The organism is Flavihumibacter fluminis (assembly GCF_021491375.1).
GTDB classification, from domain to species: Bacteria; Bacteroidota; Bacteroidia; order Chitinophagales; family Chitinophagaceae; genus Flavihumibacter; species Flavihumibacter fluminis.
The window spans coordinates 521,964-539,429 of the sequence record NZ_JAKEVY010000004.1; the positions used below are offsets into that span (position 1 = coordinate 521,964).

The following is a 17,466-nucleotide window of genomic DNA, read 5'->3' on the forward strand; positions in this document are numbered from 1 at the left end:
TTAAATTCAGGCTCCAACTGGAGTTATGAAAAAATTGATTGTCCTGCTGCTGGCAGGCACCTTGCTATTGATTAGCCCGCATCAACTTGTTGCACAGGTGCAGCAAATGGATTCAGCGCTCACAGCACTCTATCAATCTGGTCGTTTTAACGGTGTAGTACTGTATGCGGAAAAGGGGAAACCGATCCTCTCCAAAACCTATGGGGTAGCGGATTTTCAATCCGGAAAACCTTTGAGCATTTCCTCCCCATTTAACCTGGCATCAATAACCAAACAATTTATTTGCGCAGGCATACTGATCCTGTTTGACCGGGGTTTGTTACAACTGGATGAACCTGCAAAAAAACACCTGCCATCCCTTCCTTATCCGGAAGTAACAATCCGTCAACTGATGACGCATACATCCGGACTACCGGAGTATTTTGAATTGTTCAACAACAACCGGGGTAATGCAGATACACTCAACAATAAACTGCTGCTTGCGATGCTGGCTCAATACCGGCCTCCCATGCAATTTTCACCCGGCAGTTCCTGGTCCTACTGTAACACGAATTACGTATTACTGGCTTCCATTCTTGAAACAGTTTCAGGCCAGGGTATTGAAGCGTTTTTTCAAAAAGAAATCATTCGTCCCCTTGCCTTGAAGAACACCTATATCTTTCGGCTACCCGACACCGTTAACAATCCCAATCAGGTAAAGGGATTCAGGGAAGAGAATGGTCAACGAAGACTGAATGATCTTACTTTCTGGGATGGTGTTGTGGGTGATGGCAATCTCTTTTCTTCTGCAGAAGACCTGCTCAAATGGGAGCAGCAGTTGTATAAATCTAAAATTATAAAGCCTGCTACACTGGCTATGGCTTTCCAGCCGGTACCACTCACTATTCCTGGCCGTGATTCCAGTTATCCCTATGGTTTCGGATGGGGTATTGACAAACCGGGTGAACAATATTCGCATACCGGCGGCTGGACAGGCTTTGTGAATATTATCATGCGGGATGTCAAAAAGAATCGCACCCTGATATTGCTTAGCAGTGGCAGCAATCCGGCAGCCATGGTAGCAGCCAGGAACTGGTTCAATGGAAACCCTGTAACGGTAAAGCCTACCCGAATCATTACCAATGTAAAAGTGGTGGATGGAACCGGCACACCTGCCCGCAACGCCGCTGTACGCATGGAAGGCGACAAAATTCTGGCAGTAGGCGAACTGCAACCCTTCCCTGGTGAACCGGTGGTAGACGGAGGCGGAAAGATTCTGGCTCCCGGGTTTATTGATACGCATAGTCACCTCGAAGGCTCGCTTCAATCCAAACCACAGGCTTTGGCAGCCCTAAATCAGGGAATCACTACCATTGTAGCCGGCCAGGATGGATATGGGAGCTGGATGGACAGCCTGGAGGCCACTATCAAAAGAACCGCTCCGGCTATAAATCTGGCAACCTATACCGGCCATACCGGACTTCGGGAAAAAGTTATGGGGGAGAATAAGCTGCACCGGACAGCTACACCTGACGAATTGAATAAAATGAAAGTCCTGCTGGCTGCCGAACTAAAAAAAGGGTCGCTGGGCTTATCAACCGGACTGGAATATGCGGGTGCCTGGTTCTCTTCCTATTACGAAGTATTGGAACTGGCAAAGGTAACTTCGTTTAACCAGGGACGTTATATAAGCCACCTGCGTAGTGAAGACATTCAGTTGAACGATGCCATTGAAGAGATCATCGGCATCGGAAAAGAAGCCCGTATACCGGTTCAGATTTCACATCTGAAAATAGCTTTGAAAAACGACTGGAAAACTGCCCCGGCGATCCTGGCACGTCTGGAAAGAGCGAGACAGCAGGGCATCAATATCACGGCGGATGTTTATCCGTATGAATTCTGGCGCAGTACCCTCAAAGTATTGTTTCCTAAAACCGATTATACCAATGAAGCCAGTGCTGAATTCGCGGTAACCCAAAGCCTGGATCCTTCCGCATCAGTATTGGTAGCATTTAAACCCCGACCAGAATACCGCGGCAAAACACTCTCGGAAGTTGCAGCGCTGCGAAAGGAAACGCCTGCCCGTACACTAATGGCACTTATTGCAGAAGCGGAAGCCTACCGCAAAGCCCATCCGGATAGTGGTGGAGTGGAAGGCATTATGGGAAAATCCATGACCGATTCAGATGTATCCGCATTTTTAAGCTGGCAACACACGAATATTTGTTCGGATGGTGCTGATGGCGGCCACCCACGAGGCTATGGATCTTTTACAAGAGTACTGGCTGAATATGTAAGAGAGAAAAAAATCATGTCGCTCGAAACAGCGATCAACAAAATGACCGCCCTCTCAGCAGAACATGTGGGCATCCGGCAACGCGGACTAATCGCGGCAGGCTACTATGCAGATCTGGTGTTGCTGGATCCCGATACCATCCAGGACCATGCCACCATACAGAATCCACAGGCCTTGTCCGATGGAATTCTGAAAGTCTGGGTCAATGGAGAACTGGTATATGCCAACAAAGAATTCATGGGAACATTTCCCGGCAGACTAATCAAAAGATGAATACATGAACCGACCAAAAGCAATGGTGATTACGAATGGATTACTGGACCATTCAGATGCCAAAACAGCACATGGACTTATTCGCGGAACCGAACGATTTGAGGTTGCCGGCATTATCGATTTTAAACAGGCGGGCAGAGATGCAGGAGAGGTTCTGGATGGTAAGCACCGCGGTATCCCTGTATATGCTGACCTGGATGCAGCAATGTCAGCGCATAATGATCTCCGTTATTGTATCATTGGCGTAGCTACCGTAGGAGGTATTCTGCCTCCCGACTTTTTACGCATAATTGAAACCGCCATTCAAAATAGGATTTCAGTTGTAAATGGATTGCATGATTACCTGAATGAACGCCCCAACCTGGTAGCGTTAGCTGCGGAATATGGAGTTGAACTTATTGATATCCGCAGGCCCAAAAAAAGAGCAGCTCTTCATTTCTGGTCAGGAGACATATTTTCCGTTGCAGCACCCATTATTGCAGTGTTAGGCATGGACTGTGCGATGGGCAAAAGAACTACCTGCCGGTTGATACGTCAGGCATGCGAAGCGGAGGGCATAAGGGCACAAATGATTTATACGGGACAAACAGGCTGGCTACAGGGCGGCCAATATGGATTCATTTTCGATTCTACCCTGAATGATTTTATTTCCGGTGAACTGGAACATGCTATTCTGCAATGCTGGAAGGAAACAAGTCCCGACATCATTTTGCTGGAAGGACAATCAGCCCTCCGGAATCCAAGCGGTCCGGCCGGCTCCGAATTCCTGGTTTCAGGCAATGCCAAATACACCGTTTTGGTACATGCCCCGAAACGAACCCATTTCGAACATACACCCGCATGGGGAGCAATTCCATCTGTACAATCTGAAATCGAACTGATCCGGCACTATGGCTCCACCGTTATTGCCGTTGCGCTGAATACGGAAGATTGCTCCACGGAAGAAGCCTATGAATTTCAACGAACACTGGAAGCGGAATTGAACCTGCCTGTGCTGCTCCCTTTACAGGAAGGAGTGCAAAAGCTGCTGCCGGTTTTAAAGACAATCCTATGAAAATTCATTCTTACCGCGCCTGGCTGGAGAATATCCCACTCTCGAAACCATACTCAATTGCCTATAGCACCAGTTCAGATGCAGCCATCGTTTTCCTGGAACTGACACTGGAAAACGGCATTATCGGGCTGGGTGCAGCAAGTCCCTTTGAAGAGGTGGTGGGAGAAAACCCCGCAGACACCCTTCGCCATTTGCAATCCGGTTTCCTGGATAGTTTTGTTGGCAGGGATATCCGTCACTTTAATCAACTGATTGATGAAGCCTCTGTTCATTTTAACCACCTGCCCGGATCCCTGGCCGCGGTTGATCTTGCACTGCACGATGCTTTTGGAAAATTCCTGGGTATACCGGTGCTGGAATTCTACGGACAAAAAATTAAACCGATACCAACTTCCGTTACCATCGGCATCAAGGATATAGCAGGAACATTGGCCGATGCAAGGGAATACCTGGATATGGGCTTCCAAATTCTCAAGATTAAAACAGGCGTGGATGTAGAACTGGACCTCGAACGAATGATTCGGCTAAGGGAAATGGCGGGACCGGCTATTCAATTGCGGGTGGATGCCAACCAGGGATATGATCTCCCCCAATTGAAACGATTTCTCGCAGGCGCCGAAAAGGCCGGCATTGAGCTGATTGAACAACCCCTGCCTGCTGCTGCCGATGAAGAACTGCTGCAATTAGCCGCTCATCATCGAGCAATTTTAGTTGCAGATGAATCCCTACTCGATGCTTCCGCCGCTTTCCAGTTGGCGCATACACCTCAACGTTATGGCGTCTACAATATCAAACTGATGAAATGTGGCGGCATCCGGGCAGCAAAGGAAATTGCCCTGCTCGCACAACAGGGAGGCATTGAGTTGTTCTGGGGTTGCAACGATGAAACTAAATTAAGTATCACTGCCGCGCTGCATGTAGCCCTTTCCTGTCCCAATACCCGCTACCTCGACCTGGATGGAAGCCTGGAATTGAGCAACGATATTATTACCGGTGGATTCCGAATTGAGAACGGTTGTTTAATACCACTTAATGCTCCGGGATTTGGTTGTCAGTTGACCTGAATTCCCAGGGCTTTGGCGATTCGTTTCAAATCAGCCATTTCAGTAGGAGTCAAAGCATCATTGCTATCAAACCTGGTCTTCAGAAAAACTACCCGCTTGTGTTCAGGAACTTTTTCCAGGATGACACTGATTAATTCTCCGGCGACCTCATCTTTCTCCGGCTCTGGTTTGCTATCACGGGGAGGCACAACCGACTTTATCCGTGTGGGCATTTTATGAATCAATGCCTCCAGGGTGGCCAGTTTACCGGGGGAAAGGCCTTCGATTTTCGAGGCCTTTCCGTATAAACCCTGTAACTGTTTTTTACTCAGACTTCCTCTTTGCAGGTATTGTTTGTACAGGCTGATGATGAAAGAAGACACCGGATAAGCCAGTATACAATCTTCCAGCACCTCATTTACCACATCAAAGGATGGTTTCTTTTTTTCCATTTATACTTCTAATCTAACGGCATCATTACCCGTTCAATACCCAGTTTACGGCAGAGCTGGTTGAGTGCAGGCAATGTATTTACTATACTGGTATACTCCGTTTTCAGCGGCTTCCAGGTAGCTTCCAATGTTTTGAATTGTTCTTTTTGTCCGTCTGTTACAAATGGAATATTGGTATCCATTTCGCCTTTCAGGAAGAAATAATCCGCGCTGAGTTTGTTTACAAAATTGATGATATCGTCATAACTCTGGCTGCGGTTCTGAATCAATTCTTCTTCCCATTTTTCCATCCGCGCATGCAGACTGGAAGCGGATTGTTTCAGTTCGGCATAAGCAGGCTTGTCGCCAATCAGCTGGAGTAAATCAGCCACCTGTTTTTTGGCAACCCGCATTTTATTTACCGCCCCATGGATATCCCGCAAGCCATCTTCCACTTTTGTTAGCCATTCATCCTGCTCTTCATATTCCGCCTGGCTCGCTTCAATTCTTGGGTCAGCTACTATTGTGAACGCATGCCGCTGTTCAGTGCCACCAACTTTCAGTACGGCCTCATACTTCCCAGGTGCTGCGCGATGTCCATCCCAACTGCCTTCAATATATGCCGTAGGTACTCCCGGATAAGTGGCATGGCGCAGATTCCAGACAAACCTGTTAAGTCCCGCGCGTTTGGGCAACAATGGATCGGGGGAAGGTCCGCCTGCATATTCCACAAATGTCGAATCCGGCTTGCTTGCATAAGAACGCACCAGTCTGCCGCGGCCATCACGGATCTCTAATGTCAATACCGCTGAATCTATCCCGGCTGGCAACTGATAATAAAATACTGCCCCGGTTGGAGCATTTACACCTTCATTAGAGGGTGTCGTAGGCCTTGGATCGTCTGTACTTCCAGGAGCATTCAGCGCACTTCCTCCTCCTACCCGATACACTTTCTCCACCCCAAACAATTTTGCGGAACTGGTATCCGCCAGGACTGTTGAATACCGGACCATAAACAGATCATCCAGTATCCAGAAGGATCTTCCCATGGTGGCAGCGATCAGGTTACCCTGGTGGATTTTCAAATCGGTAACAGGGGTAACCGGTAAACCCAGTTGTAATTTCGTCCAGGCGTCTCCGTTATTCCAGGAAACAAAAAGACCCGTTTCAGTTCCTGCAAACAACAGTCCCTTTTGAACAGGATCTTCTCTTACCACCCTGGTGAAAGCGCCAACGGGAATACCTGCATCAATTCTTTTCCAGCTGGCTCCATAATCATCGCTGCGATACAGCATGGGTGATAAATCATTCATTTTATATCTCGTGCAGGCGATATATACAGTAGCCGGATTGTGTGGCGATACTTCAATACTATTAACCAGGCATTCCGGTAAACCGGCTGGCGTTACATTTTTCCAGTTGGCACCACCATCGCGCGATACATGCACGAAACCATCGTCACTGCCGGTCCAGATTACCTGGCCATCTGTGGATATTGACACATAAGCGATCGTTCCATAATTCTCACCTCCCGCTCCTTCATTGGTATAGGGTATTCCACTCTTACCCATTTTGGTAGTATCATTTCGGGTCAGATCCGGAGAAATAACGGTCCAGGTTTTACCCAGGTTGGACGTCTTAAACAGGCGATTGCCTGCATGATAAAAACTTCCGCCATCGGCCTTCGACCATACAATTGGTGCATTCCAGTTAAACCGATATTTCATCCGCTTGGGCATAATGCTCTGGTATTGCAACGGCACTACCATCACCCCTTTACCTTCACTGATTTTTTGATTCAATAATTCGATGGTTCCCTGGTAACTCCCTCCCATCACATAAGTCGGCTGATCCGGATCAAATGCCAGGAAGGCACTTTCTCCTCCGGCGGAATAAAACCAGTTACGTTCCCCAATGTTTCCACCCCAGAGATTCCGGCTCTCGATTACGAGGGAAGTATTATCCTGCTGTCCGGCATAAATGCGATAGGGAAACTGATTGTCCACATTGATCCGGTAGAGTTGTGCGGTGGGTTGATTATCAAGCGGACTGAAACTTTTACCTCCATTGAAGCTGATAGATGCTCCACCATCATCCGCCATCACAAAATTGGAAGGGTTGGAGGGATTGAACCATAACTGGTGGTAATCGCCATGGGCTGTATGAAAATTGCTCCAGGACTTTCCTCCATCAATACTTTTTACCCACTCTGCCCCCAGCACATGCACTTCATTTTCATTCTGTGGATTCACCGCCAGCTCGATATAATACCAGGCACGGGTCGTTAACCGGTGATCCTTACTGACACGATTAAAAGAAGCACCACCATCTTCGGATACAAATAAGCCACCCAGCTCTTTTTCGGTATCACTTTCAATGAGTGCATATACTTTAGACGGATTGCTGCGCGATACTTCGATCGCCATCTTACCCAATTCAGCCGGTATTCCCTGATCCAGTTTGTTCCAGGTTAACCCACCATCGGTAGATTTATACAACCCACTGCCCGGGCCTCCGCTTTTTACTTCCCAGGGAAGGCGATGATGCTCCCACATGGCCGCATATAAGATCCTCGGATTGGTCATATCCATGCTGAGATCTGAACATCCGGTACTGCTGTTAATATAGAGAATCTTTTTCCAGGTGGTACCGCCATCATCCGTTCTGTAAATGCCTCGCTCTTCAGACGGACCATTCAACGCTCCCTGCACAGCCACATATACCAGATCGGCATTTTTGGGATGGATTCGGATGGCTGCGATCTGCCGGCTCTCCGGTAACCCGATTTTTTTCCAGGTAACCCCTGCATCCGTGCTTTTGTAAACACCATCACCATAAGATGTCATCACACCACGGGGCGCATGTTCACCCATTCCTACGTACACTACATTGGGATCGGATTCAGCCACTGCTACAGCACCAACTGAACTTGTTCCGAAATAGCCATCGGAAATATTCTGCCAGCTGATACCTGCATCGGTGGTTTTCCAGAGTCCCCCACCGGTGGTGCCCATATAATAAGTTTTATCGTTTCCGGGAACCCCACAGGTAGCAACCGATCGACCGCCCCGAAAGGGTCCGATGTTCCGGAATTTCACCGTCCGGAAGCGTTCATCCAGGGAAACCGGGGTTGCTGATGGAGCTGCCGCAGTAGCGCGTGCTGCTTTTTTCTTCGTTTGTGCCTGGCCGGTAATTGCACCCAGTGCCAGGGTCAGTAACAGTAATTTTCTCATGGTTAGATGTCAGACACCTAAACTACATATTCCTGCGATACTGACCACCAACTTCGTATAAAGCATGTGTAATTTGTCCGAGTGAACAGTATTTCACCGTTTCCATCAACTCCTCAAACAGGTTCCCGTTGGCCACCGCCACTTCTTTTAGTCGCTTTAATGCCGGACCAGCTTTGTTTTCATTCCGTTTCCAGAAGGCCTGCAATTGCTGGATCTGCTGTTCTTTTTCCTCCCGGGTACTACGGATCACTTCTCCCGGAATGACCGTTGGGGAACCTTTTTTATTCAGAAAGCTATTTACCCCTATGATCGGCAATTCACCCGTATGCTTCAGGGTTTCATAATGCAGACTTTCTTCCTGGATCTTATTTCGCTGGTACATGCGTTCCATCGCACCCAACACGCCACCTCTTTCGGAAATACGGTCAAACTCCGCCAATACCGCTTCTTCCACCAGATCTGTCATTTCCTCAATAAGGAAAGAACCCTGGATAAAATTCTCTGTTTTCGCCGACCCCAGTTCACGATTGATGATGAGCTGGATGGCCATCGCGCGGCGTACACTTTCCTCCGTTGGCGTAGTGATCGCTTCATCATAGGCATTTGTATGCAGGGAATTACAGTTGTCATAAATGGCATACAGGGCCTGCAGTGTAGTCCGGATATCATTGAAATCGATCTCCTGCGCGTGCAGTGATCGTCCGGAAGTCTGAATATGGTATTTTAGTTTTTGACTGCGGTCATTGCCTTTGTATTTTTCCTTCATGGCCTTGGCCCAGATCCGACGCGCTACCCGTCCAATCACACTGTATTCCGGATCCATACCATTACTGAAAAAAAAACTCAGATTGGGAGCGAAATCATCAATATGCATACCTCTGCTGAGGTAATATTCAACATAGGTGAATCCATTCGCCAGCGTGAAGGCCAACTGGGTAATCGGGTTGGCACCTGCTTCCGCAATATGATATCCACTGATGCTGACACTGTAAAAATTCCGAACCTTCTGTTTGATGAAATACTCCTGCACATCCCCCATCAGTTTTAACGCAAATTCTGTTGAGAAAATACAGGTGTTCTGCGCCTGGTCTTCCTTCAGGATATCTGCCTGTACCGTTCCCCGAACCTGGCTCAGCGCTTCCGCTTTCAATTGATTATAGGTTTCAATCGGAAGCACTTCTTCCGCACTGAGCCCAAGTAATGCCAATCCCAATCCATTATGTCCTTCGGGTAACCGTTCCGGTGATGAAGGATTGTAATAAATCGGCTTCTGCAGATGCTGGTATTTTTTCTCCAGAACCGGTTTGATCCACTGATCATACCCGCCATTGGCGGAGATCCATTTTTCAGCAACCTGGTCGATCGCCGCATTCATGAAGAAGGCAAGAATGATCGGAGCCGGACCATTAATCGTCATGCTCACAGAAGTACGCGGATCACAGAGGTCAAAGCCACTGTATAATTTTTTCGCATCATCGACTGTTGCGATACTTACTCCGCTATTGCCGATTTTTCCATAAATATCAGGGCGTACTGCAGGATCCTCACCATAAAGAGTAACCGAATCAAATGCGGTAGACAATCGTTTGGCAGGCTGTTCCTGCGATACGTAGTGGAAGCGTTTGTTGGTACGCTCCGGACCACCTTCTCCTGCGAACATTCGGGTTGGATCTTCGCCCTGGCGTTTCAATTCAAACACACCGGCTGTATAAGGGAAATATCCCGGCAGGTTTTCCTGTAACTGCCAGCGAAGAATATCACCCCAATCCTGGTAACGGGGCAACACCACTTTTTTAATTTTTGTTCCGCTCAATGAAAGACTGGTCAATGGCTGACGAATCACCTTGTCTCTAACCTGGTATTCAAAAAAATCCTTGTTGTAGGCATCCACCAACCCTTTCCAGTTCTCCAGTAGTTTTTTACAATCGGGATGCAGGGATTCTTCGTATTTTTTTCGAAGCGACTGTAGTTCTGAAACACCATCCAGCCCTGGCTCCTGCATCACTCCCGCTAACTGATATAGTTTGCTGGCAATTGCGCGTTGTGCTTCCACCCATTGATTGTAGGCGCGGTTGGATTCAGCGATTTCTGCCAGGTAACGAACCCGTTTCGGTGGGATCACCATGGATTGCTGAACGGTATCACGGTGAGGAATAGCTGCTTTCTCTTCTCCCAGGGAAATACCTGTTTTCTGCTTTACCACCTGCACCAGTTTCTCAAAGAGTTCATTCACGCCGGCGTCGTTGAACTGCGCGGCGATGGTTCCGACTACGGGAACTTCTTCATCTTTAGCGCTAAAGAGCTGGTGATTGCGTTTGTATTGTTTACGCACATCATGCAGGGCATCGAGCGCGCCATTTTTATCAAATTTGTTGATGGCGATCAGGTCTGCATAATCCAGCATGTTGATTTTTTCCAATTGTGATGCTGCCCCGTATTCGGGTGTCATCACATAGAGACTTAAATCGCAATAATCCAGGATGGATGCATCTGACTGGCCTACACCGGCACTTTCCAAAATGATCCAGTCGAATCCGGCTTCTTTGACAATATCGATCGCATCCTGAACCGATGCACTTAATGCCACATTATCATCTCTTGTAGCCAGTGATCGCATATAAGCCCGCGGCGATGAAATGCTGTTCATGCGGATACGATCCCCCAGCAAAGCGCCCCCTGTTTTTTTCTTGGAAGGGTCTACGGAAATAACTGCAATGGTCTTGTCTTCGTAGCGGTTTAAAAAACGACGCACCAACTCATCCGTAACAGAAGATTTCCCGGCTCCTCCCGTTCCCGTAATCCCAATCACCGGAGCACTACCCTCCTCCTTTCCTCCCTTCCTCCTTTCCTCCTTTCCTCCCTCTTCCATTCCTCCCTCCTCCTTTCTCCTTTCCTCCGCTCTTGTAATCTTCCTTGCAATGACTCTTACATCCTTCACTTCACCCAACCCCATTGGCTTGGAATAGTTGGCTCCATTCAATGAAAACCGGCACTGGCTGATCACATCTTCAATCATCCCTTCCAGTCCCATTTTTCGGCCATCATCCGGTGAATAAATCCGGGTGATACCGTATTGGTGTAATTCCCGGATTTCTTCCGGCAGGATGGTACCTCCACCGCCGCCAAATATTTTTATATGTCCGCATTCATTCTGATCCAGCAGGTCTTTCATGTATTTGAAGAACTCCACATGTCCGCCCTGGTAACTGGTGATTGCGATCCCCTGCACATCCTCCTCAATAGCCGCCTCCACAATCTCATGTACCGAACGATTGTGTCCCAGGTGTATGATCTCCGCTCCTTTTGCCTGCAGTATCCGCCGCATGATGTTAATCGCCGCATCATGTCCGTCAAATAATGCCGCAGCCGTTACGATCCTCACTTTGGGTTCCTGTTGTTTACTCATAAAACAAGCATTGTCAATTGATTGCCAAAGTTACAACGCCAAGTCCAATTACGAACACCCGTTAGCTTTCTTCGCTAGTCAGGTACCGCCCGACCATTGAAGAATTTAACAAATCAAAAAAAATCCTATATTGAGCCGGTGAAAAAACTAGCTGCCATACTCCTGACGGGTATGCTCCTCTACAATGTAGTGGGGTATCGTGCGGTTTTTTCCTGGCTGGAACAGCATTCTTACCAGTCGCTCAACCAACAGATTGACAATAAAAACTACAACGAAGAAAACCTGATCACGATCAAACTCCCGATCGATCAGCTGCCGTATTATACCAACTCTCCCATTTTTGAACGCACCAATGGAACGGTTACCGTTAACGGTACCACCTATCAATATGTAGAGCGGCGCATTTACAACGACTCCCTCGAAATGCGTTGTATCCCCAACCCGCTGGCAACAACATTGACCAACGCAAGAGATCTGTTTTTCCAACTGGTGAATGATATCCAGGAAGCACCTGGCAAAGCCAATACACCTGCAAAACCGATACTCGCGTTAAAAAATGTTTTTTCTGATTATATGATAACGGAGTCGGTTCATGGCTTTGAACCGGTTTTCACTACCCGTTTGTCCTCTTACAATCTGTACATCCTTAAAGATTGCATGTACACCAAAGCTCCCCAGGAACAACCTCCCGATGCTGTTGTGACGGTTTAATTTCTTTCAATTATGCTGCAGTGCATCAATAGCGTCCTGCAGTATGAACTAATCACAGCAATCACAACCAAAATGACGAATCGTATTGTTAAGAATACGATAGTTGTCGCGTCGCTGCTTTTTGGCAGCATGGACACTATCGCACAAACTGCTTTTGACGGCTTCACTATGACTAAAGGAGAACTTTGTCTGGTAGCCGATTATGGTCAGATGACCTGGACCGAATACTGGGAGGGTAAAAGACTCAGAGAAAATCTCAATGTGGGAAAGTTTACCTCCAAACAATTTATGCCGATGATTGGATATGGAATCACCAATCGCATCGCTGTATTCGCTACTGTACCACATATTTCCAACAGCTCAGATGCTGGTTATATGGCCCATATGAAAGGCTGGCAGGACCTCCAGATGGAAGCAAAAATCCAGCTTAGTAAATCCAGGGTATGGAAAGGAACACTGCTCACATTTGGAACAATAGGATTTTCCACCCCGGTAAACGATTATATTCCTGATTTTTTACCCTATTCAATCGGACTGGGAGCCAGCACGGCACAGGCACGTATTATTGGGCATTACAAACTGGATAAAGGCTGGTTTGCTACTGTTCAAACCGGCTATATAGCTAAAGGAAAAATCAAAGTAGACCGCGAAACCTATTACTCGGATGACCAATACTATAGCAACGAGATGGCCATTCCCGATGTATGGGATGGAAGCATTCGCGCCGGTTTTGACAATAAACATTTAAGGGTAGGTCTGCAGTACAACTGGTCGCTCGCAACCAGTGGCTCCGACATTCGCAGAAACGATATGCCCTACCCCGGTAACCGTATGAACCGGGAGTCGGTTGCACTTACCGGGTTATTCTGGATTCCCGGAATCAAAGGATTGGCGATTAATGCCATGGCAGATCAAACCATTGCCGGAAGAAATATGGGCAAATCCTTTGGTTGGATGGCCGGACTGCAATATGTTTTTAAACCTTTCCAAAAGAAGCAACAATGACCAAACATATCTCAATAATAGTAACGCTGTTTTTGCTGGCAGCCTGTTCCAAAGAAATCTCACAGCGATCCTTACCCGATTTTGAACCGGCTTCTCTTGATCAAAACGGTAGTAACTGGAAGCCCATCCTGTTAGCTGCACCCACAGAAATACTGATTGAAGAACCGCTGGCAGTAAACAGTGCAGTCTATCAACAGGAACTAACAGAAATCCAGGATTTACAGCGCTCCATCAGTTCAACTGATAAAAAAAGCATTGAAAAATGGAAAAACAGTGGCATTATTCGTTGGAATGAAATCGCCAGGGAACTGGTAGCGATTTACAATATTCCACCCGAAGCCAATCCGGATGGCACATATCCGGCGCCAAATGCCCAGAACCCAGGAGTTTATCCTAAATTTCCTTTTGCCAATCCGCCTTATGCCAGCAGGGCCTATGCTTATCTGCAGGTTGCGCTTTATGATGCAATGGTTACCACCTGGCATTATAAATTCAAATACAACCGGATGGCTCCCGCAGTCAATTCACCCGCTGTTGAAGCGCTGGAACCCATACAGGAAACACTTCCTTCTTATCCCTCCGAAGATGCGGTGGTTGCAGATGTAGCATACCGCCTCCTGAAAGTAATGTTCCCGAATGACACTGTGATGTTGGATCAAGAACGTGCAGAACAAAAAAGAGCCAAACTGGTATCCGGACTCGCATCTCCTTCCGATATCAGGGCGGGAGAAGCTATTGCTGCACAGATTGCTGCAACTACACTTGCCCGTTACAGAACAGATGGAATGGGCCAGGCAGGCGGTAATCCAACAGTCTGGAAAGAATTGGAAGCTGCTGCTATAGGCCGTGGTATCACCATGCCCTGGAAAAGTCTGGAGTTTCCCGCAAGACCAGGCATGCTGCCACTCTTTGGAAACGTAAAACAATTTCTGATAACAACTGCCCAGCGTGATTCCCTTCGTCCGCCACCACCACCGGCATTAAATTCGGAAGAGTTTAAAACTGCGCTGGCAGAAGTAAAGAAAATGAGTGAGGTAAAATCAGGAGAAGTATGGCGTATTGCTCAATTGTGGAGCGATGGAGCCGCTACTTATACGCCCCCTGGTCACTGGAACGAAATTGCCTGTGAAGCTATTGCTGCAGCAAAATTCAGCGAACTCCGCACTGCACGTACGCTTGCTTTAATGAACATGGCCATTTTCGATGCAGGTGTCAGCTGTTGGGATGCCAAAACATTTTACTGGTATCCTCGCCCATCTCAGGTTGATCCCTCGATTAAAACCATCGGTCTTCCGAATTTTCCCTCTTACACTTCCGGACATTCCACCTTTTCTGCAGCCGCTTCCACTGTTTTGGGATATATCTTCCCGGATAAAGCTGCCCAATACGAAGCAATGGCGCTGGAAGCTGCTGAATCCAGGATTTATGGCGGCATTCATTACCGGTTCGACTCTGAAGCTGGCTTAAGGTGTGGAGAAGCCATAGGAAGTTTCGCGATAAAAAAAGGGCAGACTGATGGATCAAATTAGAAAAACAAAACAACATATGAATCGCAAAAAAAACTTGATTAGTGGTTTGGTAATAGTACTCACTCTTTTATTGGGTGCCTGCCAATCGAAAAAAGACTACGCACGTACCATTCACGATCCCGTGCTTTTCAGTAAAACTGTAAAAAAACTGAACGATGTGGTGCTGGAAAACAATTTCGCACCAATGGTAGCCAGCCGGAACTATGCTTACGCCACCATCGCTGCTTATGAAATAGTAGTAGCGGGTGACCCAGCAAATTACCAATCACTCTACCAGCAAATCAAACATATGCCAAAGATGCCAGCACCAGAAGATACCAGCCGGATTGATTTTCCATTGGCAGCCATGCTGGCCTTCACCAAAGTGGGTAACGCAGTTACTTTCCCCGAAGGTAGCCTGATGGATTATTATGGTCAGCTGCTGAATATCGCAGACAGTGTAGGCATGCCTGCTGAAAAAATCTCCGGCAGCATCGCCTATTCCGATACGGTTGTAGCTACTATCCTGGGCTGGGCAAAAAAGGACAACTATGCCGAAACCCGCAGCGCTACCCGATATACCGTGAATGAGGAACCAGGCCGTTATGTTCCTACACCACCTATGTATGCACAGGCAGTAGAGCCGCACTGGATGGAGATCAGACCATTTGTGCTGGACAGCGCTGCTGTTTGCAGGGCAATAATTCCTCCAAATTTTGAACCCAATAACAAAAACAGCGCTTTCTACAAAGCTATGATGGAGGTAAAACTGATCGGGGACAGCCTGACCGAAGAACAAAAACACATTGCTGATTTCTGGGATGATAACCCGTTCAAAATGAATGTCACCGGCCACGTAATGTTTGCTACCAAAAAGTTCTCACCTCCCGGACACTGGATGAATATTGTAGGAATCGCTGCACAAAAAGCCGGAGCAGATTTCAATACTACCGTTACCGGTTATGCGAAAACAGCGATTGCTCTCTTCGATGGTTTTATCAGTTGCTGGGAAGGTAAGTACATGTATAACTACATCCGGCCCGAAACAGTTATCAATCAACTGGTAGACCCGGAGTGGAGACCTTATATCCAAACTCCTCCCTTCCCCTCCTTCCCAAGCGGGCATGCCACAGTTTCTGCAGCTGCCGCTGAAACCATGGGCAGTGTATTTGGAGAAAACCTCGCATTTACTGACACTTCCCTGCTTGAATTTGGTATCGCTAACCGCGAAATCAAATCCTTCCGTGATGCAGCAGCTGAAGCTGCGATGAGTCGTCTTTACGGTGGTATTCATTTCCGGTTCGACAATGATCTCGGCAGTGAATCCGGTAAACGTGTAGGCGAACTCATCGTTAAAAAACTAACCATGAAAAAAAACTAAACAACAACCAAAACGAATTGACATGAAAAAAATCATAATCGCCTCTCTGTCATTTATATCGATCGCTTCAAAAGTAAATGCCCAGGGCTGCGTAGCCATTCGCGGTGGCGGTTCCAGTTGTAACGTCAGTGGCCAGCAGATTGAAGCAGGTACCTGGCAGTTTAATATGGGTTATCGTTATTTCAAATCCTTTCGCCATTTTAAAGGCAGCGAGGAACAGGAAGAACGCCTGAAAGAAAATACCGAAGTAATCAACTGGCAGCACCTGCTGGATATCTCTGTTTCCAAACAAATCAATCCACGCTGGTCGCTCCTCGTTGGATTGCCTATTGGAATGAACAAGCGGTCTTCCTTATACGAACATGGCCGAACAGAACGTCACAATTCACGTTCCTTCGGGATTGGCGATATGCGTATTATGGCCTATCGCTGGATGATTGATCCCACTAAACACAGCAAGGGGAATTTCCAGCTGGGAGCCGGACTCAAACTCCCAACCGGCGATTATAAGTACGAGGACTATTTTCAGAATGTTGGACCAAATGGCTCTGCTCAGCTTCGCCCGGTGGATCAATCCATTCAACTGGGTGACGGCGGAACCGGGATCGCAGTAGAACTGAACAGCTTCTATAACTTCTCCCCTTTAGCCGGACTCTATGGAAATTTTTTCTACCTCTCGAATCCACGGGAAGTAAACGGCACCCGTACGTACCGTGAAACACTCAGCCCGGTTCTCGCCAACGAATCCATCATGAGCGTGGCGGATCAGTATATGGCACGTATCGGCTTTCAGTACAATTTTATAGGTACGCTGAAAGGACTTTCCGGAAGCATTGGTGGAAGAATCGAAGGAATTCCAGTGGAAGATATCCTCGGCGGCAGCAAAGGATTTCGCAGACCAGGTTATGTTGTATCCGTTGAACCCGGGCTCGTTTTGCAACAAAAAAAATCACTTTTCTTTCTAACAGTTCCAGTAGCACTGGAAAGAAACCGCACCCGCAGCGTAACAGACAAAGAAGCTTCCATCACAAGTGGTACCTATCGCCATGGGGATGCAGCTTTTGCTGATTACGCCATCAATCTTGGCTATGCAATCAGGTTTTAATTGTTTTTTTGGTTTTACAGTTGAGTTACAAAAGCTGGGCG

Annotated in this window: 11 protein-coding genes; 8 read left to right on the forward strand and 3 right to left on the reverse strand. The window is 47.4% G+C overall.

Features of this window, described 5'->3' with window-relative positions; translation table 11 throughout:
- Positions 1–25 precede the first annotated feature (25 nt).
- The 3 genes from L0U88_RS17500 to L0U88_RS17510 are packed head-to-tail and all read left to right on the forward strand — an operon-like array spanning position 26 to position 4,666.
- The gene (locus tag L0U88_RS17500) at positions 26–2,548 is read left to right on the forward strand and encodes a serine hydrolase (RefSeq protein ID WP_234867642.1); all 2,523 of its coding nucleotides are present in this window, start codon (positions 26–28) and stop codon (positions 2,546–2,548) included.
- 4 nt (positions 2,549–2,552) lie between these two features.
- Entirely contained in the window at positions 2,553–3,602 is a 1,050-nt protein-coding gene (locus L0U88_RS17505) for an N-acetyltransferase DgcN family protein (RefSeq protein WP_234867644.1), read from the forward strand.
- The gene (locus tag L0U88_RS17510) at positions 3,599–4,666 is read left to right on the forward strand and encodes a mandelate racemase/muconate lactonizing enzyme family protein (protein WP_234867646.1); all 1,068 of its coding nucleotides are present in this window, start codon (positions 3,599–3,601) and stop codon (positions 4,664–4,666) included. Before L0U88_RS17505 ends, L0U88_RS17510 begins: the two co-directional genes overlap by 4 nt.
- Here the strand turns inward: L0U88_RS17510 and L0U88_RS17515 are convergent.
- The 3 genes from L0U88_RS17515 to L0U88_RS17525 are packed head-to-tail and all read right to left on the reverse strand — an operon-like array spanning position 4,654 to position 11,715.
- Complete coding sequence (locus L0U88_RS17515; RefSeq protein ID WP_234867648.1) at positions 4,654–5,097, reverse strand: hypothetical protein; 444 nt, start codon at positions 5,095–5,097, stop codon at positions 4,654–4,656. The genes L0U88_RS17510 and L0U88_RS17515 overlap by 13 nt on opposite strands.
- An 8-nt stretch (positions 5,098–5,105) precedes the next feature.
- Entirely contained in the window at positions 5,106–8,309 is a 3,204-nt protein-coding gene (locus tag L0U88_RS17520; RefSeq protein WP_234867650.1) for a WD40/YVTN/BNR-like repeat-containing protein, read from the reverse strand.
- Positions 8,310–8,331: 22 nt separating this feature from the next.
- Positions 8,332–11,715: a methylmalonyl-CoA mutase family protein gene (locus L0U88_RS17525; RefSeq protein ID WP_234867652.1), complete on the reverse strand. Its 3,384-nt coding sequence runs from the start codon at positions 11,713–11,715 to the stop codon at positions 8,332–8,334.
- A gap of 138 nt (positions 11,716–11,853) precedes the next feature.
- On the opposite strand from L0U88_RS17525, the gene L0U88_RS17530 reads away from it, so the two are divergent.
- From L0U88_RS17530 to L0U88_RS17550, 5 genes are all read left to right on the forward strand, one after another.
- A complete protein-coding gene (locus tag L0U88_RS17530; RefSeq protein WP_234867654.1) occupies positions 11,854–12,426 on the forward strand; it encodes a hypothetical protein in 573 nt (190 codons plus the stop codon).
- A 72-nt stretch (positions 12,427–12,498) separates the two neighbouring features.
- Positions 12,499–13,431, forward strand: coding sequence for a hypothetical protein (locus tag L0U88_RS17535; RefSeq protein ID WP_234867656.1), 933 nt, complete (start codon positions 12,499–12,501; stop codon positions 13,429–13,431).
- Positions 13,428–14,960, forward strand: coding sequence for a vanadium-dependent haloperoxidase (locus L0U88_RS17540; protein WP_234867658.1), 1,533 nt, complete (start codon positions 13,428–13,430; stop codon positions 14,958–14,960). The genes L0U88_RS17535 and L0U88_RS17540 overlap by 4 nt, the downstream gene beginning before the upstream one ends.
- A 16-nt stretch (positions 14,961–14,976) precedes the next feature.
- On the forward strand, positions 14,977–16,320 hold the full coding sequence (locus tag L0U88_RS17545) for a vanadium-dependent haloperoxidase (protein ID WP_234867660.1): 1,344 nt from the start codon (positions 14,977–14,979) through the stop codon (positions 16,318–16,320).
- Between the two features lie 22 nt (positions 16,321–16,342).
- Positions 16,343–17,425 (forward strand): hypothetical protein, encoded by a 1,083-nt coding sequence (locus L0U88_RS17550; protein ID WP_234867661.1) that lies wholly within the window; start codon positions 16,343–16,345, stop codon positions 17,423–17,425.
- The last annotated feature ends 41 nt before the right edge of the window (positions 17,426–17,466 follow it).